17 protein-coding genes are annotated in these 17,701 nt (G+C 69.2%); 8 read left to right on the top strand and 9 right to left on the bottom strand.

All coding sequences use genetic code 11. The features are described from left to right. Positions 1–5 precede the first annotated feature (5 nt). Entirely contained in the window at positions 6–629 is a 624-nt protein-coding gene (locus BRO63_RS10940) for a LysE family translocator (protein WP_088139820.1), read from the bottom strand. A 171-nt stretch (positions 630–800) separates the two neighbouring features. Here BRO63_RS10940 and gorA point away from each other — a divergent pair, with 171 nt between their 5' ends. Continuing rightward, complete coding sequence (gorA, locus tag BRO63_RS10945; protein ID WP_088139821.1) at positions 801–2,159, top strand: glutathione-disulfide reductase; 1,359 nt, start codon at positions 801–803, stop codon at positions 2,157–2,159. Positions 2,160–2,165: 6 nt separating this feature from the next. On the opposite strand, the gene BRO63_RS10950 is transcribed toward gorA, so the two are convergent. Further along, positions 2,166–2,981 carry a DUF72 domain-containing protein gene (locus tag BRO63_RS10950; RefSeq protein WP_088139822.1) on the bottom strand — a complete coding sequence of 272 codons (816 nt, stop codon included), beginning with the start codon at positions 2,979–2,981 and terminating at the stop codon, positions 2,166–2,168. 151 nt (positions 2,982–3,132) lie between these two features. Here BRO63_RS10950 and BRO63_RS10955 point away from each other — a divergent pair, with 151 nt between their 5' ends. Together BRO63_RS10955 and BRO63_RS10960 are read left to right on the top strand one after the other, a co-directional pair. Then, positions 3,133–3,765: a LysE family translocator gene (locus BRO63_RS10955; RefSeq protein ID WP_088139823.1), complete on the top strand. Its 633-nt coding sequence runs from the start codon at positions 3,133–3,135 to the stop codon at positions 3,763–3,765. Then, positions 3,765–4,061 carry a hypothetical protein gene (locus BRO63_RS10960; protein WP_088139824.1) on the top strand — a complete coding sequence of 99 codons (297 nt, stop codon included), beginning with the start codon at positions 3,765–3,767 and terminating at the stop codon, positions 4,059–4,061. Before BRO63_RS10955 ends, BRO63_RS10960 begins: the two co-directional genes overlap by 1 nt. 957 nt (positions 4,062–5,018) lie before the next feature. Here the strand turns inward: BRO63_RS10960 and pdxR are convergent. Beyond that, positions 5,019–6,494: a MocR-like pyridoxine biosynthesis transcription factor PdxR gene (gene pdxR / locus BRO63_RS10965; protein ID WP_088139825.1), complete on the bottom strand. Its 1,476-nt coding sequence runs from the start codon at positions 6,492–6,494 to the stop codon at positions 5,019–5,021. 123 nt (positions 6,495–6,617) lie between these two features. Here pdxR and BRO63_RS10970 point away from each other — a divergent pair, with 123 nt between their 5' ends. Beyond that, a complete protein-coding gene (locus tag BRO63_RS10970) occupies positions 6,618–7,346 on the top strand; it encodes a GNAT family N-acetyltransferase (protein WP_088139826.1) in 729 nt (242 codons plus the stop codon). Then, on the top strand, positions 7,337–8,236 hold the full coding sequence (locus BRO63_RS10975; protein ID WP_088139827.1) for a DMT family transporter: 900 nt from the start codon (positions 7,337–7,339) through the stop codon (positions 8,234–8,236). The genes BRO63_RS10970 and BRO63_RS10975 overlap by 10 nt, the downstream gene beginning before the upstream one ends. Before the next feature lie 11 nt (positions 8,237–8,247). Here the strand turns inward: BRO63_RS10975 and BRO63_RS10980 are convergent, their stop codons facing one another. The 4 genes from BRO63_RS10980 to BRO63_RS10995 form a co-directional block, all read right to left on the bottom strand. Then, positions 8,248–9,186: a DMT family transporter gene (locus BRO63_RS10980; RefSeq protein WP_088139828.1), complete on the bottom strand. Its 939-nt coding sequence runs from the start codon at positions 9,184–9,186 to the stop codon at positions 8,248–8,250. Next, positions 9,183–9,518: a thioredoxin family protein gene (locus tag BRO63_RS10985; protein WP_088139829.1), complete on the bottom strand. Its 336-nt coding sequence runs from the start codon at positions 9,516–9,518 to the stop codon at positions 9,183–9,185. Before BRO63_RS10985 ends, BRO63_RS10980 begins: the two co-directional genes overlap by 4 nt. A 111-nt stretch (positions 9,519–9,629) precedes the next feature. Then, a complete protein-coding gene (locus tag BRO63_RS10990) occupies positions 9,630–10,895 on the bottom strand; it encodes a Zn-dependent hydrolase (RefSeq protein WP_088139830.1) in 1,266 nt (421 codons plus the stop codon). Positions 10,896–10,921: 26 nt separating this feature from the next. After that, positions 10,922–12,421 carry an MFS transporter gene (locus BRO63_RS10995; RefSeq protein WP_088139831.1) on the bottom strand — a complete coding sequence of 500 codons (1,500 nt, stop codon included), beginning with the start codon at positions 12,419–12,421 and terminating at the stop codon, positions 10,922–10,924. 119 nt (positions 12,422–12,540) lie between these two features. Between BRO63_RS10995 and BRO63_RS11000 the strand changes: the two genes are divergently transcribed. Next, the gene (locus tag BRO63_RS11000; protein WP_088139832.1) at positions 12,541–13,419 is read left to right on the top strand and encodes a LysR family transcriptional regulator; all 879 of its coding nucleotides are present in this window, start codon (positions 12,541–12,543) and stop codon (positions 13,417–13,419) included. Here the strand turns inward: BRO63_RS11000 and BRO63_RS11005 are convergent. Continuing rightward, a complete protein-coding gene (locus BRO63_RS11005; RefSeq protein WP_088139833.1) occupies positions 13,416–14,210 on the bottom strand; it encodes an enoyl-CoA hydratase/isomerase family protein in 795 nt (264 codons plus the stop codon). The genes BRO63_RS11000 and BRO63_RS11005 overlap by 4 nt on opposite strands. A gap of 138 nt (positions 14,211–14,348) precedes the next feature. On the opposite strand from BRO63_RS11005, the gene BRO63_RS11010 reads away from it, so the two are divergent. Beyond that, the gene (locus tag BRO63_RS11010) at positions 14,349–15,260 is read left to right on the top strand and encodes an SDR family oxidoreductase (RefSeq protein ID WP_088139834.1); all 912 of its coding nucleotides are present in this window, start codon (positions 14,349–14,351) and stop codon (positions 15,258–15,260) included. On the opposite strand, the gene BRO63_RS11015 is transcribed toward BRO63_RS11010, so the two are convergent. Next, on the bottom strand, positions 15,224–15,949 hold the full coding sequence (locus tag BRO63_RS11015) for a TetR/AcrR family transcriptional regulator (protein ID WP_088139835.1): 726 nt from the start codon (positions 15,947–15,949) through the stop codon (positions 15,224–15,226). The genes BRO63_RS11010 and BRO63_RS11015 overlap by 37 nt on opposite strands. A gap of 123 nt (positions 15,950–16,072) precedes the next feature. Here BRO63_RS11015 and BRO63_RS11020 point away from each other — a divergent pair, with 123 nt between their 5' ends. Beyond that, the gene (locus BRO63_RS11020; RefSeq protein WP_088139836.1) at positions 16,073–17,695 is read left to right on the top strand and encodes an acyl-CoA synthetase; all 1,623 of its coding nucleotides are present in this window, start codon (positions 16,073–16,075) and stop codon (positions 17,693–17,695) included. Positions 17,696–17,701 lie beyond the last annotated feature (6 nt).

The raw sequence follows: 17,701 nt of genomic DNA on the forward strand, positions 1-17,701 counted from the left end.
GCAGGCTAGACGCGCCGCGCCAGCAAGGCCCAGATCCCGGCGGCGGACAGCAGGGCGCCGCCGCCCAGGTTGAAGCCGCGCTGGGCGCGGGGCGAGGCCAAAAGGCGCCGGGCCGACCCGGCGAAGATGGCATAGGCCATGGCGTTGATGCCGGCGCAGGCGACGAAGGTCGCCGACAGGATCCAGAGCTGGCGCGTCACGTCGCCCGCCGGATCGATGAACTGCGGCAGGAAGGCCACGAAGAAGATGATGCCCTTGGGGTTCAGCGCCGTCACCAGATAGGTGTTGGCGAACAGCTTCCAGCGCGAACCCGACGCGCTGGCGGCGGGCAGAGTCGCGGGCGAGACGCCGGCGCGCAACAGCTTGAAGCCCAGGTACAGCAGGTACAGGCCGCCGACGATCTTGACCACCGTGAACCAGAACGCCGACGCCGCCAGCAGGGCGCCCAGGCCCAGCAGCGACAGCAGCAGGGCGGTGGAGTCGCCCAGCGCCACCGCCAGCACCAGCGGCAGGCGGGCGCGCCGGCCTTGCGCGATGGAGTAGCTGATGACGGTGAGTATCGTGGGGCCGGGCAGCATCACGAGGAGGGCGGACGCGCCCAGGAAAGCCAGCCAGGTTTCAAGCGACATGGGATCTGCTCCAGGGATAGGGCTGCGCGCGGCGGCCAGCCTGCGGGCCACTGTATAGCAATAGCGGCCGCCTGCAAACCGTAGCCGGCCGGGTGCGGACGCCGGGTGGTGTTAAATACAGCTTTCCCGGACAGTGAACGCGGCGCCGCAAGGCGACGCGAAGGAAACACCATGGCATTCGATTTTGATCTGTTTGTGATCGGCGCAGGCTCCGGCGGCGTGCGCGCGGCGCGTTTCGCCGCGGGCTTCGGCGCGCGCGTGGCAGTGGCGGAAAGCCGCTACCTGGGCGGCACCTGCGTCAACGTGGGCTGCGTGCCCAAGAAGCTGCTGGTCTATGGCGCGCACTACAGCGAGGACTTCGAGCAGGCGCGCGGCTTCGGTTGGAGCGCCGGCGAGGCCAGCTTCGACTGGCCCACGCTGATCGCGAACAAGAATCGGGAAATCGAACGTCTTAACGGCATTTACCGCAATTTGCTGGTCAATAGCGGCGTGACGCTGCTGGAAGGCCACGCCCGCATCCTGGATCCGCACACGGTCGAGATCAACGGCAAATCCCACCGCGCCGCCAATATCCTGGTGGCGACCGGCGGCTGGCCCCAGGTGCCGGACATTCCGGGCAAGGAACACGCCACCACGTCGAACGAAGCCTTCTTCCTGAAGGAGCTGCCGCGCCGCGTGCTGGTGGTGGGCGGCGGCTATATCGCCGTGGAATTCGCCTCCATTTTCAACGGCATGGGCGCGCAGACCACGCAGGTCTACCGCGGTCCGTTGTTTCTGCGCGGCTTTGACCAGGGCGTGCGCGAGCATCTGCGCGACGAACTGGTGAAAAAGGGCATCGACCTGCGCTTCAACTCGGAAGTGACGCGCATCGACAAGCAGGCCGACGGCACGCTGGCCGCCACCTTGAAGGACGGCTCCGTGGTCGAGGCCGATTGCGTGTTCTACGCCACCGGCCGGCGGCCCATGCTGGACAACCTGGGCCTGGAGAACACGGCGGTCAAGCTGGGCAAGGGCGGCTTCATCGAGGTCGACGACGAATACCGCACGGCCGAGCCTTCCATCCTGGCCATCGGCGACGTGATCGGCCGGGTGCCGCTGACGCCGGTCGCGCTGGCCGAAGGCATGGCGGTGGCGCGGCGCCTGTTCCGTCCCGAGGAATACCGCAAGGTCGACTACCAGCTGATCCCGACCGCGGTGTTCAGCCTGCCCAACATCGGCACGGTCGGCATGACCACCGAAGAGGCGCGCGCCGCCGGCCACGAGGTCAAACTGTTCGAAAGCCGCTTCCGGCCCATGAAGCTGACGCTGACCGAGTCGCAGGAAAAGACGCTGATGAAGCTGATCGTGGACGCCAAGACCGACCGCGTGCTGGGCGTGCACATGGTCGGCCCGGACGCGGGCGAGATCGTGCAGGGCATCGCCATCGCGCTGAAGGCCGGCGCGACCAAGCAGGTATTCGACGAGACCATCGGCATCCATCCCACGGCCGCCGAAGAGTTCGTGACCCTGCGTACCCCGGTCGCGCAGTAAGGCGCGCTACAGGCGTTCGATCAGGGCGCGCGCCGCCATCGGCGCGCGTTCCTTCGCGCCATTGATGAAGTAGGCGTACACCTTCCCTGGCCGCGCCTGCTTGGCCGGCGTGCCGACCAGCGGCAGGTCGGCCGGATGGCCCCCGCGCGCCCAGCCGCGCAGGCGCTCCGCCCAGGCGTCCAGCGCCTTGGGCGCGTAACCCGCCTTGTAGGCCGTGCTGGCGCGCATCAGCCGCGCATAGACGAAATCGGCCGTGCGGTCGGCAATGGACGGGTAATCCTCGCTGTCCGTATAGACGGTGGCGGCGCCGTGGCGCCGCGCCAGCTCCAGGTATTCCTCGCAGGCGAAACTGGCATGGCGCACGTCCAGCACATGGCGCAGCGGCAAGCCGTCGACCTTGTCCGGCAGCAGCGCGAGGAAGGCGCCGAAGTCTTCCGCGTCGAACGCCTTGGTCGGCGCGAACTGCCAGACGATGGGCCCAAGCTTCGGACCCAGCTCGGCGATGCCGCTGTGCACGAAGCGGTGGATCGAATCCTTGGCGCCCGCCAGTTCGCGGCGGTTGGTCGCGTAGCGGGAGGCCTTCAACGAGAACACGAAGCCTTCGGGCGTTTCATCGCGCCATTTGGCGAAGGTGGCCGGCTTCTGGGTGCTGTAGTAGGTGCCGTTGATCTCGATGGCGGTGAGCTGGCGGCTGGCGTATTCCAGTTCGCGCGCATGCGCCAGGGTGTCGGGGTAGAAGGCGCCGCGCCAGGGGGCGTAGGTCCAGCCGCCAATACCGACGCGGATGGCGCCGTCTTTCGGATGAGGATGCGCTTGTGGCATGTCCGGCCCTCCAGGCGTGGGAACCGGTCAACTGTATCGCCGGCGCCACTGGTCCGCAAACCCCTCCCGGAAGTTCGCTGTTCCGATACAGTTTTGCGCTAAGGTGTGAGTTCACCTTTCCACTTTCCGCGCGGCCCCGCGCCGGCCCATCATGCCCGACCTTACCCATCTGATGACGTTCGCCCTGGTTGCCCTGGGCATGGTGCTCACGCCCGGGCCCAACATGATCTATCTGGTTTCCCGCTCCATCTCGCAGGGCGCGCAGGCCGGCCTGATTTCGCTGGGGGGCGTGGCGGTCGGCTTCATCTTCTACGTGCTCTGCGCGGCCTTCGGCATCACGGCGCTGCTGATGGCGGTGCCCTACGCCTACGACGCGCTGCGCATCGGCGGCGCGCTGTATCTGCTGTACATGGCTTGGCAGGCGCTGCGTCCGGGCGGGCGTTCGCCGTTCCAGGTGCGCGAGCTGCCCAAGAGCAGCCCGCGCACGCTGTTCACGATGGGCCTGGTGACCAATCTGCTCAATCCCAAGATTGCCATCATGTACGTGTCGCTGCTGCCGCAGTTCATCCAGCCCGAGCGCGGCAGCGTGTTCACGCAGTCGCTGGCGCTGGGCATGACGCAGGTCGCGATCAGCCTGACGGTCAATGCGCTGATCGCCATCATGGCCGGTTCCATCGCCGGGTTCCTGGCGGGCCGTCCCTTGTGGATGGTGGTGCAGCGCTGGCTGATGGGCACGGTGCTGGCCGGGCTGGCGGTGCGCATGCTGATGGATAACCGTCGCTGATGCAGGCCGAGGAGGGCTTCTTCGCGTCGCTGGGCGGCATGCTGGGCGAGGCGCTGCGCGGCGTCGTCGCGGGCTTGAAATGGCTGCTGGGCGGAATCGGCGGCGCGCTGGGCGACTTCTATGCGGGGTTGTCGGGCGCGATGGGGATGAGTCCGTCGGTGTTCAATCTGGTGGTGTTGGCTGTTGGGTTGATGCTGCTTTGGGCGGCGGTCAAGGCGTTGTTGAGGCGGAGTTTGTTGGGGGTTTTGGTTTGGGGGTTTTTGGCGGTGTTGGTGTTGGGTGGGTTGATTAATTGATGGGTTTTGTGGTGTCGCGGTTTGCGGGTGGTGGTGTTTTTGCGGGTGTTGTTTTTCTTCTTTAGGCGCCAGCCGCGGCGTGGGCCTGGGGCGAGCGGGCCAACGATTGCGGTCCGGAGCCTTCGCTCCGGACTTCCCCGTCGTCATCTTCGTCAAGGCCTGCGGCCTTTCCTTCAGATTCCCTCGGGCTTATCGACGGCCCGCTCGCCCCAGGCCCACGCCGCGGCTGGCTCCGGCGGTTGAAACTTCACGGGCGCTGGGGCGGGTGGTGTGCTTGGCGTGCTCGCCATCAGTGGGGTCTGGCGTAAGGTCTTGCGGGGCCCGCTCCCGGCCGGCCGCGCGGGCGGCCTTTGGGAGCTTACGCGGTGTCTTGCGGCGAGTGATGGCGCTGCGCGCTGTTTGTCATCGCTTCCCTACAGGAGTCGGTGCATGGGCAGACGATTCGCCGTATTCGCGTAGCGAGCACTATAGAAATTTTATAAATCGCGTATGTATCAATCGGCCGCCCGGGCGGCCGATTGATACGGGCAGCTCACGACTCGCCCTGACCACTGCTCCAGCGGCACTACAAGCCAAGACAATGGCAGCCCAACTGATGCGCTGTCGCGCCATTCGCGCAGCGAACACTATCGAGATTTCATGAATCGCGTATGTATTAGTCGGCCGCCCGGGCGGCCGACTAATACAGGCAGCCCACGACTCGCCCCTGACCACGGTTCCAGCAGCGCAACAAGCCAAGACGGCGGCAGCCCAGCGGCGCGGGCGGTGAGGCGGCTCGCAACCTCGATGCGCCCGAGGGAATCTGAAGGGAAGGCCGAAGGCCTGGACGAAGATGACGACGGGGCAGTCCGGAGCGAAGGCTCCGGACCGCAATCGTGGGCGCGAGCCGCCTCGCCGCCCGCGCCGATGGGCGACCTACGAAGTGCTGCGCGGCCGCAGCATGAATCCATGGCGGACCTACGAAGTCTGTGTCTGCCGCGCCGCCAACACCACCTTCCTCAACCTCTGCACCAACGCCGGAAACCGCTCGGCCCCCGTATTCCCATATCCGATCACCAGCCCGTTATCTTCCGCCCGCGGCGCCACCGCGAACGACGACAGCGCGCCTGGATTCATGCCGATCTTGCGCGCCTGCTCCACGATCTCGCGGTCGGGATACGCCGCAGGCAGCCGCACCGTCAGATGCAGGCCGGAGTGTCCGCCCAGGACTTCGTGTTCGATCCCCAGATGCGCAGCCAGGGCGTCGCGCAACGCTCCCTGGCGTTCGCGGTACAGGCGCCGCATGCGGCCCAGATGGCGCGAGAACTGGCCGTTTTCCATGAAGGCAGCCATGGTCAGCTGTTCCAGCCGGTGGCCGCCGCGCAGCATCTCGATGATGGATGGCATCGCCTGCGCGGCGATGGCTTCGGGCAGCACCACGAAACCCAGGCGCAGCGCCGGGAACATAGTCTTGCTGAAGGTGCCCACGTAGAGCACCGGCGCGTCCTCGACCAGGCCCTGCATCGCGGCGATCGGTTCGCCCTGGTGGCGGAACTCGCTGTCGTAGTCGTCCTCGATGATCCAGGCGCCGGCTTGGCGGGCGCGTTCGATCAGACCCAGGCGGCGCGGCAAAGACAGCACGGCTCCGGTCGGGTACTGGTGCGACGGCGTGGTCTGGATGAGGCGGGGCGGGCGTTCCTGCCAGGCGCTTTCGGGAATCACGATGCCGTCCGCGTCCACGCGCATGGCAACCACGTCCAGGTCGCCGCCATGGAAGGCGGACTTGGCGCCGCGGTAGCCGGGGTCTTCCAGCCAGGCGGTGTCGCCGGGGTTGGTCAGCAGTTGCACGCACAGCGCCAGCGCGCCCTGGGCGCCTTCGGTGATGACGATGCGCGAGGCGTCGCAACGCACGCCGCGCGACACGCGCAGGTATTGGGCGATGGCTTCGCGCAGCGCCGGCTCGCCCACGGGATGGCCGTAGCCCAAGGCGGTGGCCGGGGCGGCTTGCAGCGCGCGGTCCTGCGCGCGGCGCCAGGCGTTGATGGGGAACTGCGTCAGCGCCGGCGTGCCGGGCGTCATGGGAAGCGAGCCGTCGTGGGCGTAGCGCGTGGACACGATGCGCGTCAGCCGCTTGGCCGTGAGCGAGGGCTGGTCCGCGGGCGGGGTTGCGCGCTTGGCGGCGATGGCCGCGGCGGCCGATAGGGGCGCCACCCGCGTGCCCTGGCGGTCGGCGATCACGTAGCCTTCGGCCGTGAGCTGTTCGTAGGCGATCAGCACCGTGTTGCGCGAGATGGCCAGTTCCTCGGACAAGGCGCGCGACGAAGGCAGCTTGCCGCCCGCGGGTAGCTGTCCGGCCAGGATCGCCTGCTTGAGGCGCTGGATCAGTTGGCGCTGGCGCGGCAGGGCGCCGGGGCCGCGCGTGAGCGGGCTGGAAAGCAGGGCGGGGGTGTTCATCTTGGCCCTATTAAAATTCGGGATCGTGGTGCTTTTTATGATGCCACGATTCCGATATCGTGAGGGCATGCGTACTGCGTTCGTCCCGTCGGGCGGCGCGCCAACCTGAAGAGGCCCCGTAGCATGCAACCCCGCGTCAACGCCTACCAGCAACCCATCGGCCCGGACATGACGGGCTGGACCGCGCGTCCGCGTCCGCCCCTGACGCCCATCGTCGGCCGCTATTGCCGGCTGGAGCCGCTGTCGGCCGAGCGCCACGCGGAGGACCTGTACCACGCGTTCAGCCAGGCGCCGGACGACAGCGACTGGACCTATATGTCGGTGGGGCCCTTCGCGGACCTGGCGGCCTACCGCCAGTTCGCCGAGAAGGCGCAGGCTGGCAACGACCCCTTGCACCACGCCATCATCGACCTGGAAACGGGCCGCGCCATTGGTACGCTGGCGCTGATGCGCATCGATCCTGCCAACGGCGCGATCGAGGTCGGCTTCGTGTCGTTCTCGCGCCTGCTCAAGCGTACCCGCATCGCCACCGAGGCCCAGTTCCTGCTGATGCGCCGCGCGTTCGACGAGCTGGGTTACCGCCGCTACGAATGGAAATGCGACAGCCTGAACGCGCCGTCACGCGCGGCCGCCCTGCGGCTGGGTTTCCAGTTCGAGGGCATCTTCCGCCAGGCCACGGTGTACAAGGGCCGCAGCCGCGACACGGCCTGGTTCGCCATGGTCGACGGCGACTGGCCGGCGTTGCGCGCCGCCTATGAACGCTGGCTGAGCCCGGACAATTTCGATGCGCAAGGCCGGCAGCGGCAGGGCCTGTCCGAACTGACGGCAGAGGCGCGCGCCGCGTGCGCCTGATCCCGGTTGCGCTGGCCCTGTTCTGGGGCCTGAACTGGCCGGCGGTGAAGATCATCCTGTCGATCTTTCCGCCGTTCACGTTGCGCCTGCTCGGCCTGGGCAGCGGCGCGCTGCTGCTGTTGCTGCTGGCGCGTGCCAAGCGGGTGGCCTTGCTGCCGCCGCGCGAGTCGTGGCGCGGCATCATCGTGGGCGGCCTGCTCGCCGTCGCGGCCTTCAATTTGCTGGTGGCTTGGGCGCAGCTCAGCACCAGCACCTCGCGCGCGGCGGTGCTGACCTTCACCATGCCCATGATGTCGGCCTTGCTGGCCTGGGCGGTGCTGGGCGAACGCCTGGACCGACGCCGGGCGCTGGCGCTGCTGCTGGGCGCGGCCGGGGTTTCCATCCTGGCCTGGCCGGTGCTGCGCGCGGTCTTTGGCGAACACGACGTGGCCGCGGCCAAGGGCCTGGTGTTTCCGCTGGTGGCGGCTTTCGGCTGGGCCGCCGGCACGGTCTATCTGAAGGGCTGGCCGGTGGCCGGCGACCGCATCGTCGTCACGGCCTGGCAGTTGGCGGTGGGAGCGGCCTGCGCCCTGGGCGGCATGCTGATCGCGGGCGAATCGTTTCCCACTCAGGGCTGGAACGGCCGCGTGGTGGCGGCGCTGTCGTTCCACATCATCCTGGGCACGGCCGTCGCGTACTGGCTCTGGTTCGTGCTGAGCGAGCGCGTCAGCGCTACGGTGGCCGCGCTGACCACATTGATGGTGCCGGTGGTGGGGGTGCTGGGCGCGATGGCGCTGGTGGGCGACCGGCCTGCCGCGCTGGACTGGTGGGGATTCGCCCTGGTGCTGGGCGGCGCCGCGCTGATCGTGCTGAACCTGGGCGCGGCTCCCGCGCCGCGATCCAGGCCCTAGGCGCGGGCGGCTCAGCGCGCGCGCCGCAGCTTCTCGCGCAGCAATTCGGCGCCGCTCACCAGGGAGATGCCGGCCAGCACCAGCAGGGCGCCCAGCACGAAGCCGGCGTCCAGCGGTTCATCCAGGATGAGCACGCCGAAGCTCACGCCGAACAGCGGCGTCATGAACGACAGGATCGACAGGCGCGAAGCCAGGTAGCGGCGCAGCAGCCAGAACCACGCCAGGTAGCTGGACAAGGCCACCACCACGGACTGGAAGGCGACGCTGAGCACCGCCGCCTGCGTGTAGCGGAAACCGGCGTTGCCGGTGGCCGCGGCATAGGCCAGCAGCGCGACGGCCGCGACCGCCATCTGGTAGAACAGCGTCTTGGCGGGCGCGGCTTCGGACAGCGAGGTCTTGCGGATCGCCACCGTGGTGGCGCCCCAGAACAGGCCGGCCAGCAGGCCCATGGCGTCGCCCAGCAGCATGTTGGGCGCGCCGGCGGAACCCGCCGGCTGGCCCTTGCCGAGGAAGGCCACGGCGATGCCGCAGAACGCAACGGCCACGCCTACCCATTGCAGCGGCTTCAGGCGTTCCTCGGGCAGCAGCCAGTGCAGCCCCAGCGCGGCGAAGATGGGCGCGGTGTACAGGAACACCGACATGTGCGAGGCCGTGGTGTAGACCAAGCCCTGCGCCACGAACAAAAACTCTCCGGCGAACAGCAGGCCCACGATCAGGCCGGGCAGCGCCGTGCCGTCCATGACGGCGCGCAGGCCTTCGCGCCGCCACACGGCCACGGCCAGCACCAGCGCCGCGAACGCCGAGCGCAGTCCGATCTGCATGATGGGCGACACGTCCGCGGCCACCAGCTTGATGGCGATCTGCTGGAAGCCCCAGCAGACGCACAACAGCAGCATGGCGCCGGTCGCCAGCCCGTCCAACGGCCGGCGCAAGGGCTGGACGGCGCTCACGGCAGTTCGGCGGGGTAGCTGTCCAGGGCCAGCCCGATCTGCTGGCGCAGGTCCCAGTCCGCCAGGGTCGATTGGACCGGGCCGAAGTAGGCGCCGTCGCGCGTCACGAACATGGCGGGCAGGTGGAAGACTTCGTAGCGCTCGACCAGGCCGCGGTTGTCGCCGGCGTCGACCCAGCACACGCGTTCCACGGGCAGCTCCAGCTGCGGCAGCTGTTCGCGGGCGACGCGGCAGGTGCCACAGGTGCGGCTGTGGAAGACCAGCAGGGACAGTCCGGGCGCGTCCAGCAGGTAGCGGTCGGCGGTGCTGTCGTTGAGTTCTATCTGTTCCATGGGGCGGGCAAGGCGGAAGAGGGGCGCCGGTCGCGGCGCGAGGCGCCCATTATGGCAGCGCGCCGCCCGCGGGCGGGAGATACCCGCGGGCCCGGCAGGGATGCCCTGGCCTCAGGCGGCGCGCAGCTTGCGGTCCAGTTCCAGCACGGATTGGTACAGCACGCGGGTGCCGTCCAACAGCTGCGCGGGTTCGATCCACTCTTCCGGGCAGTGGCTGCGGCCGTTCAGGCAGGGGATAAAGATCATGCCGATGGGGCCGGTGGGCGCCATGTAGACCGCGTCGTGGCCCGCGCCGCTGGGCAGGCGCATGGAGGCGTAGCCCAACTGGTCGGCGGCGGCCTGCACCGCGTCCATCACCAGCGGCGTGCAGTCCGTGGGCCGCGCGCGGCTCAGCTGCGTGAAGCTGGCGGACAGGCGCAGCGCGGTCAGGTCCGCGGCCACGCCTGCCATCAGGGTTTCGGGAAAGGCGTCCAGCACGGCGTCGCTGTCGCTGCGCATTTCCAGCGTCAGCTCGACCCGGCCGGGCACCGCGTTGGCGGCGTTGGGCGTCATGGACAAACGGCCCACCGTGGCGACCACGTAATGCGGATTGCCGCTGGCCGCGCTGGCCTGGCGGTGGGCGGCGTCGATGATGCGGGCCGCGCCCACCAGGGCGTCGCGGCGGATGTCCATGGGCGTGGTGCCGGCATGGTCGGGCTGGCCTTCCACCGTGATCAGCACGCGGCGGATGCCGACGATGTTGGTGACCACGCCGATGGGCAGGCCGCGGCTTTCCAGCACCGGGCCTTGTTCGATGTGCAGTTCGACGAACGCCGCGGTGCCATCGGCCGCGCGCAGCGGCGCGCCCAGCGCCGAGGGGTCGCCGCCGATGCGGGCGATGCCGGCCGCCAGCGTCTCGCCCGCGGGGTTGCGGGCGGCCAGCATGTCGGGCGTCAGCTGGCCGCAGAGCGCACGGCTGCCGACGCAGGAAATGCCGTAGTCGCTGGGTTCCTCGGACAGGAAGTCGATGACCTCGAAGGGGTGTTCCAGCTGCACGCCTTGCTCGCGCAGGGTGTGGGCGACTTCGATGCCGGCCAGCACGCCGATGATGCCGTCGAAGCGGCCCCCGGCCATGACGGTGTCGCAGTGCGAGCCGGTGGCGATGGGCTTGCGCGCCGGATCGCGTCCGGCCAGCGTGCCGATCAGGTTGCCGCCGGCGTCCAGGCGGGTCGTGAGGCCCGCGGCCTCGAATTCGCCGCGCAGCCAGGCGCGGGCTTCATCGAACAGCGGCGAGAACGCGCGGCGGGTCCAGGGGACGTCGGGCAGGGTGTAGCGGGACAGGGTTTCGACGCGGGCCCAGAGGCGCTCGGCGTTCAGGGGAGGAAAAGCGTGTGGCATGAGACTTCCTGAAATTGCGCCTGGAATTATGGCATGCGTGCCTGCAGCGTCTGGCTGCGCGGCGCATCCAGGAACAGCGCCACCACGGCGGCGCAGGCCAGCGTGATCGCGATCAGCGCGTGCAGCAGTTGGCGGAAGGCGTCGTCATAAGCCTGGCGCAGCAGGGCCGGGGCCGTGCCGGGCAACTGGGCCAGGGCCTGCGCCATGTCGCCGGCCGCGAGGTATTGCGCGGCGGCGCCGGGATCCGCGCCGAGCCGGTGGGAGATCAACAAGCTCAGCAAGGCGTTGACGCTGGCCAGCGCGATGCCTTCTCCGGCCACGCGGGTGGTGCTGAAGATGCCGGCTGCCATGCCCGCGCGCTCGGGCGGCGCGACGCTCATGGAGAGGCCGTCCATCAGGCCCCAGGGCAGGCCGGTGCCCGCGCCGATCAGCAGCATGGGCCAGAGCGCAGCCTGGGCCGGCTGCGCGACGCCGATGCGGCTGAGCCAATATAGGCCCAGGGCGGCGGCAAGCAAACCCAGCGCGCAGCTGCGGCCCGCGCTCATCCAGCGCGTGGTCCAGACGGCGACCGCCGGCATGAAGAGCAGCGGCGCGGACAGGGCTGCCATTGCCAGTCCCGCGCCGGCTTCGCCGCGCCCCTCGATGCCGATGAAGCGGATCGGCAGCAGCACCAGCAGCACCACATAGCAATAGCAGGTGGCCACGGGCAGCATCTGCACGCCGACAAAGCGCGGGTAGCGCAGCAGCGCCAGATCCAGCATCGGCCGGCGCACGCGCCGCTCGATCGCGACGAAGGCCAGCAGGCACAGCGCCGCCGCCGCCAGCAGCTTCCAGGCGAGCGCCGACGCGCCGCGCGCGGCGGGCGTTTCCAGGATGCCCCAGGTCAATAGCGCCAGCGCGCAGGTGAAGGCCAGGCTGCCGGCCCAGTCCAGCGGGCCTGCTTGCGGATCCCGTGATTCCTGCATCCGGGGCAGGGCAACGGCCAGCGCCAGCGCGCCGACCGCCGCGCTCGACAGAAAGACCGAGCGCCAGCCCAGGCTGTCGATCAGCAGTCCGGCCAGCATCGGCCCCAGCGCCAGGCCCGCGCCGAAACTGGCGCCGAGCAGGCCGAAGGCGCGGGTGCGCGCCGGGCCCGGGCAGGCGTGGGCCAGGGACGCCGAGCCGCCGGCCAGGGCCGCGGCGGCGCCCGCGCCTTGCAGCGCGCGCAGGCCGTCCAGCCAGGCCACCGTGGGCGCGAGCGCCAGCGCAACCGATACCAGCGCGAACAAGGTCACGCCGGACACGAACAGGCGCTTGCGGCCGTAGGCGTCGGCCAGCGTGCCGGCCGCCATCAGCAGGCTGCCGAAGCTCAGCATGAAGGCGTTGGTGATCCAGCCTAGCGCCTGGGCGCCGCCGCCCAGGTCGCGGCCGATGGCGGGCGTGGCGACGGCGCCGCCGGAAAAGCTCAAGGGCAGGATGAGGGCGGCCGTGCAGACGGCAAGCACGGTCCAGCCCGGGGAAACGGGAACGGAGGTAGAGGAAGGCATCGACGAATCAGGTTGGAATAGCCGGGATAGGCGTCGATGAAGGATAAAATTGCGTCAATGAAACAAAAATACCGCCAGGTTCCTCTCTGAGCGGATAAATATTCCTTAATGAGTCGGCAATGGACAGCCTGAGCGGAATACATGCCTTCGTTCACGCGGCGCAGCGCGGCAGCTACGTCGCGGCCGCCGAGCATCTGGGCCTGTCGGCCTCGGCCGTGGGCAAGAGCGTGGCGCGGCTGGAGGACAGGCTGGGCGTGCGCCTGCTCAACCGCAGCACGCGCCGCATCAGCCTGACCGAGGAGGGCGCGCTCTACCTGGAGCGCTGCCTGCGCATCGTGAACGAACTGGATGAGGCGGAAGCCGAGGTGACGCGGGGCCGCGAGGCGCCGCGCGGCCGGCTGCGGGTCAGCGTGCCGGCCATCGGCTACCGCTTGCTGCTGCCGCTGCTGCCCGAGTTCACCCGCCGCTATCCCGAGATTGAACTGGAGCTGGATTTCAACGACCGCATCGTCGATGTGATCGGCGAGGGGCTGGACGCGGTCATACGAAGCGGGGAGTTCGCGGATTCGCGCTTGAGGGCGCGGCCGCTGCGGCCTTACCGCTTCGTGGTGGCGGGCGCGCCCGCCTATCTGGCCGCCCGTGGCACGCCGCGAGCGCCGGGCGACCTGGACCGACATGCCAGGCTGGCGTATCGCTATCCGGGCACGGGCCAGGTGCAGCCATGGCAGTTCCGCGACGGCCCTGTCGCGCCCGCGCCTGCGGCGCTCAGCTTCAACAGCGTGGAGGCGTTGATCGGCGCGGCCCAAGCGGGGCTGGGCCTGGCCTATCTACCCGATTTCGCGCTGCGGGCGGCCTTGGACGAAGGCCGTCTCGCCACCGTGCTGGACAACTGTCTCGATGCCGGCGGCCGCTTTTCCGTGCTGTGGCCGGACACTAGGTATCCGCTGCCCAAGCTGCGGGCCTTCGTGGATTTCCTGGCCGAGCGGCTGGGCGCCTAGCGCTTTGCGCGCCAGGCGGGTTCGCGCTTTTCCAGGAAGGCGCTGACGCCTTCGCGGGCTTCGTCCGTGCTGCGCACGGCCGCAATGCGCTCCACCGTGTCGGCGATGAGGGCGGCGTCGATCTCCTGGCCGGCGAAGTCGCGCACCAGCCGCTTGCTGGCCTGCACCGCGCCGGGGCCGTTGTCGCACAGGGCCTGGCACAGCGCCTCGGCGCGTTGCGCCAGTTCGGCCAGGGGCGCGACGTCGTGTACCAGGCCCAGCCGGAACGCGGTCGCGGCGTCAAAGCGTTCGGCGGTCAGGAAGTACCGGTTGGCCGCGCGCTCGCCCATGGCGCGCAGCACATAGGGGCTGATGGTGGCGGGCAGCAGTCCCAGCCGGGTTTCCGACAGGCAGAAGTGCGCGCTGTCCGCGGCGATGGCGATGTCGCAGGCCGACACCAGGCCCATGCCGCCGGCATAGGCGTCGCCGTTGACGCAGGCCACCACCGGCTTGGGGCAGGACCAGATCGCGTGCAGCATGCCGGCCAGCCTGGCCGCGTCGGCGCGGTTTTCGGCGTCGCTCAGCGTGGCCATCTTGCGCATCCAGTTCAGGTCGCCGCCGGCGCAGAAGGCTCGGCCGGCGCCGGTCAGCAGCAGCACGCGCACGGCGGGATCGTCCACGGCCGCCTGTACGGCGCCGGTCAGGGCGGCGATCAGCGTGTCGTCGAACGCGTTGCGCATCTCGGGGCGGTTCAGCGTCAGGCGGGCGATGGGGCCGTCGTGGGCGACGTCCAGCGGGGCGGGCGTGGTCATTCCTGGTCTCCAGTTTTCTTGATTCGGGCTCAATAAACGCAACGGGACTATCCGAAGATTCTAGGTGGAAATCTCCGATCACGCGATCCAAACTTCATAAATATTGAGTTATCCTCAAAAAAAGAAAAGGAGCGAGACATGAACCTATCCGCGGGCGGCGCGGCTGCCGGCCAACGCTACGCGTCGGTATTCCGGCCGGACCTCTATCAGGGCAAGACCATCGTCGTGACGGGCGGCGGCAGCGGCCTGGGCCGCTGCACCGCGCACGAACTGGCGTCGCTGGGCGCCGGCCTGGCGCTGGTCGGGCGCAAGCCGGAAAAGCTGCAGGCGGCGCAGGACGAAATTTCCCGCATCTACCCTGAGGCCGCCGGCCGCATCAGCCTGCACGCCTGCGACATCCGCGACGAGGCCGGCGTGCGCGGCGCGGTTTCCGATGTGCTGGCGCGGCATGGCGCCATCGACGGCCTGTTCAATTGCGCGGGCGGCCAGTTCCCGGCGCCGCTGGACCGCATCAGCTATAACGGCTGGAACGCGGTGGTGCAGAACAACCTGCACGGCACCTTCCTGATGTCGCGCGAGGTCTACACCCAGCACATGCGCCAACATGGCGGCGCCATCGTCAACATGCTGGCGGATATCTGGGGCGGCATGCCGGGCATGGGGCACTCGGGCGCGGCCCGCGCCGGCGTCTGGAACCTGACCGAAACGGCGGCCTGCGAATGGGCCCATGCCGGCGTGCGAGTCAACGCGGTGGCGCCGGGCTGGATCGCCTCCAGCGGCATGGACAGCTACGACGAGGACTACCGCGCCGTGCTGCGCGAACTGCGCACCAAGGTGCCGCTGCAGCGCTTCGGCACCGAGGCCGAACTGGCGGCGGCGGTGGTGTTCCTGCTGTCGCCGGCCGCGGCCTTCATCAACGGCAGCGTCATCCGGGTGGATGGCGGCGTGCCCAACGCCCGCCATTCCTGGACCCTGGCGCCCGCCGAGCGGGGCGAGGCCTACAACGGCTTTCCTCAGTACGAGCCGCCGTCCTTGTTTTCCGACGATTGAAGCCGATGCAGGGCATCCCGCACTTCGCCGCGGAACTGCGCCAGCGCCAGGGCGTCCTGCCCGGGCGGCTGCAGCGCCTGCCACAGAAAGCCGACCAGCTGGTCGGCGGTGGCGGCCACGTTCACGCGCGCGCCGCGCAGGATGGCATCCCACAGCACGTGCTCCATCGGCCCGTAGACCGCCGAGCGCAAGAGGCGCAGCGGCATGTCGCGGCGGATGTCGCCGTCGGCCTGGCCCTGGGCCAGGATGCCCATCAGCGGCGCGGTGTAGCGGCGTTGCAGCTGCGCGTAGACCTCGCCGAAATCGTCGTTGCGCGCGCGCCCTTCGGACAGGATGAAAGCGCACAGCCCGGTGCCTTCGGCCAGCAGGTGGCGCAGGTGCGCGTGCACCAGGTAATGCAGCCGGGCCCGCGTGCCATGCACGTGGGGCAGGTTGTCCTCGACCTTGGCGATGATCTCGTCGTACCAGTCGCTGATCACCCGCACGCACAGTTCGCGTTTGCCGCCGAAATAGGTGAACACCGTGGCTTCGGACACGCCCAGGCGCTGCGCGATCTCGGTGGTGGTGGCCGCCTGGAAGCCGGCTTCGGAAAACACCTGGCGGGCGACGCGCAGGATGTCGCGGATACGCTGTTCGGATTTGGCGCTGGCCGGCGGTCGGCGCATCGGGACGGTGGCGGCTTTTTCCATGCGGCGGGGTGTGAGCTGCGGTTGGGCGGGGCTTATTATTGAGCCAGGGTCAAGTTTGAGGCAAGACGTTACATCGCCGGCGCCGGGCGCCGGCGCGTTCGACAACAACATCAGAGACAAACCATGCTGTCCAGAGCCGATTCCTACACGCAGCTTGCGTCCCAGTTCCAATGGCAGGTGCCGGCGGCCTACAACATCGGCGTCGACGCCTGCGACAAGTGGGCCGACGGCAGCGGCCGGCTGGCGCTGATCTACGAGAAAAGCGATGGCGCGCAATCGCGCTACACCTTCGATCAGATCAAGGCGTTGTCCAACCGGCTGGCCCACAGCCTGCAGCGCCACGGCGTCAAGCGCGGCGACCGCGTCGCCGTCTACCTGCCGCAGGCGCCCGAAACCGCCGTGACCCATATCGCCGTCTACAAGATGGGCGCGGTGGCGGTGCCGCTGTTCACGTTGTTCGGCGTGGACGCGATCCAGTACCGCCTGGCCAACAGCGGCGCGGCCGCATTGGTGACCGACGCCGAAGGCTGCCGCAAGCTGCGCGAGATCCGCGCCGGGCTGCCCGACCTGAAGGTGGTCTATTGCATCGACCCGGACTGCCCGGACGACGCCGTGCCGTTCCATGCCGCGCTGGCGGCCGAATCCGAGGACTACACCCCGGTGGCGACGGCGGCCGACGACCCGGCCGTCATCATCTATACCTCGGGCACCACCGGCAAGCCCAAGGGCGCGCTGCATGCGCACCGGGTGCTGCTGGGCCATCTGCCCGGCGTGGAAATGTCGCACGAGTTCTTCCCGGAAAACGCCGCGCTGATGTGGACGCCAGCCGACTGGGCCTGGATCGGCGGCCTGCTGGACGTGCTGCTGCCGTCCTGGCACCACGGCGTGCCGGTGCTGGCGCGCCGCTTCGAGAAATTCGACGGCGCCAGCGCCTTCGAACTGATGGCGCGCCACGGCGTGACGCACACCTTCCTGCCGCCCACGGCGCTGAAGATGATGCGCGGGACTGAACTGCCGGCCGGCGCCGGCGCGCTGGCGCTGCGCTCGGTCGCCAGCGGCGGCGAGTCGCTGGGGGCGGAACTCATAGACTGGGGCCGGCGCGTGCTGGGCGTCACCATCAACGAGTTCTACGGCCAGACCGAATGCAACATGCTGGTGTCGTCCTGCTCGTCGCTGTTCGATCCCTGCATCGGCGCCATCGGCCGCGCGGCGCCGGGCCACCGCGTTGCTATTGTGGATGACAGTGGCGTCGAAGTGGCGGATGGACAGGAAGGCAACATCGGCGTATTGCGGCCGGACCCGGTCATGTTCCTGGGCTACTGGAACAATCCCGAGGCCACCGCCGAAAAGTTCGCGGGCGATTACCTGCTGACCGGCGACCAGGGCGTGCGCGACGCGCAGGGTTTCATCCGCTTCGTCGGCCGCAACGATGACGTCATCACCAGCGCCGGCTACCGCATCGGCCCCGGACCCATCGAGGATTGCCTGATCGGCCATCCCGCCGTGCGCATGGCGGCGGTGGTGGGCGTGCCCGACGCCCAGCGCACCGAGATCGTGATGGCCTATGTGGTGCTGAATGAGGGTTTCGAGGGTAGCGACGCGCTGGTGAAGGAACTGCAGGCCCACGTGCGCAAGCGCCTGGCGGCGCACGAGTATCCGCGCGCGATCCGCTTTGTAACCAGTTTGCCGACCACCGCCACCGGCAAGATCATCCGCCGCGAGCTGCGCGACGGCCGCTACGCTTGACCCGTC

This window comes from Achromobacter xylosoxidans (genome assembly GCF_002192695.1).
GTDB classification, from domain to species: Bacteria; Pseudomonadota; Gammaproteobacteria; order Burkholderiales; family Burkholderiaceae_B; genus Achromobacter; species Achromobacter xylosoxidans_C.

Bases quoted from the DNA above. Each gene is read 5' to 3' on its own strand.
- BRO63_RS10940 (WP_088139820.1), bottom strand. From the start codon at position 629: ATGTCGCTTGAAACCTGGCTGGCTTTCCTGGGCGCGTCCGCCCTCCTC.
- gorA (WP_088139821.1), top strand. From the start codon at position 801: ATGGCATTCGATTTTGATCTGTTTGTGATCGGCGCAGGCTCCGGCGGC.
- BRO63_RS10950 (WP_088139822.1), bottom strand. From the start codon at position 2,981: ATGCCACAAGCGCATCCTCATCCGAAAGACGGCGCCATCCGCGTCGGT.
- BRO63_RS10955 (WP_088139823.1), top strand. From the start codon at position 3,133: ATGCCCGACCTTACCCATCTGATGACGTTCGCCCTGGTTGCCCTGGGC.
- BRO63_RS10960 (WP_088139824.1), top strand. From the start codon at position 3,765: ATGCAGGCCGAGGAGGGCTTCTTCGCGTCGCTGGGCGGCATGCTGGGC.
- pdxR (WP_088139825.1), bottom strand. From the start codon at position 6,494: ATGAACACCCCCGCCCTGCTTTCCAGCCCGCTCACGCGCGGCCCCGGC.
- BRO63_RS10970 (WP_088139826.1), top strand. From the start codon at position 6,618: ATGCAACCCCGCGTCAACGCCTACCAGCAACCCATCGGCCCGGACATG.
- BRO63_RS10985 (WP_088139829.1), bottom strand. From the start codon at position 9,518: ATGGAACAGATAGAACTCAACGACAGCACCGCCGACCGCTACCTGCTG.
- BRO63_RS10990 (WP_088139830.1), bottom strand. From the start codon at position 10,895: ATGCCACACGCTTTTCCTCCCCTGAACGCCGAGCGCCTCTGGGCCCGC.
- BRO63_RS10995 (WP_088139831.1), bottom strand. From the start codon at position 12,421: ATGCCTTCCTCTACCTCCGTTCCCGTTTCCCCGGGCTGGACCGTGCTT.
- BRO63_RS11000 (WP_088139832.1), top strand. From the start codon at position 12,541: ATGGACAGCCTGAGCGGAATACATGCCTTCGTTCACGCGGCGCAGCGC.
- BRO63_RS11005 (WP_088139833.1), bottom strand. From the start codon at position 14,210: ATGACCACGCCCGCCCCGCTGGACGTCGCCCACGACGGCCCCATCGCC.
- BRO63_RS11010 (WP_088139834.1), top strand. From the start codon at position 14,349: ATGAACCTATCCGCGGGCGGCGCGGCTGCCGGCCAACGCTACGCGTCG.
- BRO63_RS11015 (WP_088139835.1), bottom strand. From the start codon at position 15,949: ATGGAAAAAGCCGCCACCGTCCCGATGCGCCGACCGCCGGCCAGCGCC.
- BRO63_RS11020 (WP_088139836.1), top strand. From the start codon at position 16,073: ATGCTGTCCAGAGCCGATTCCTACACGCAGCTTGCGTCCCAGTTCCAA.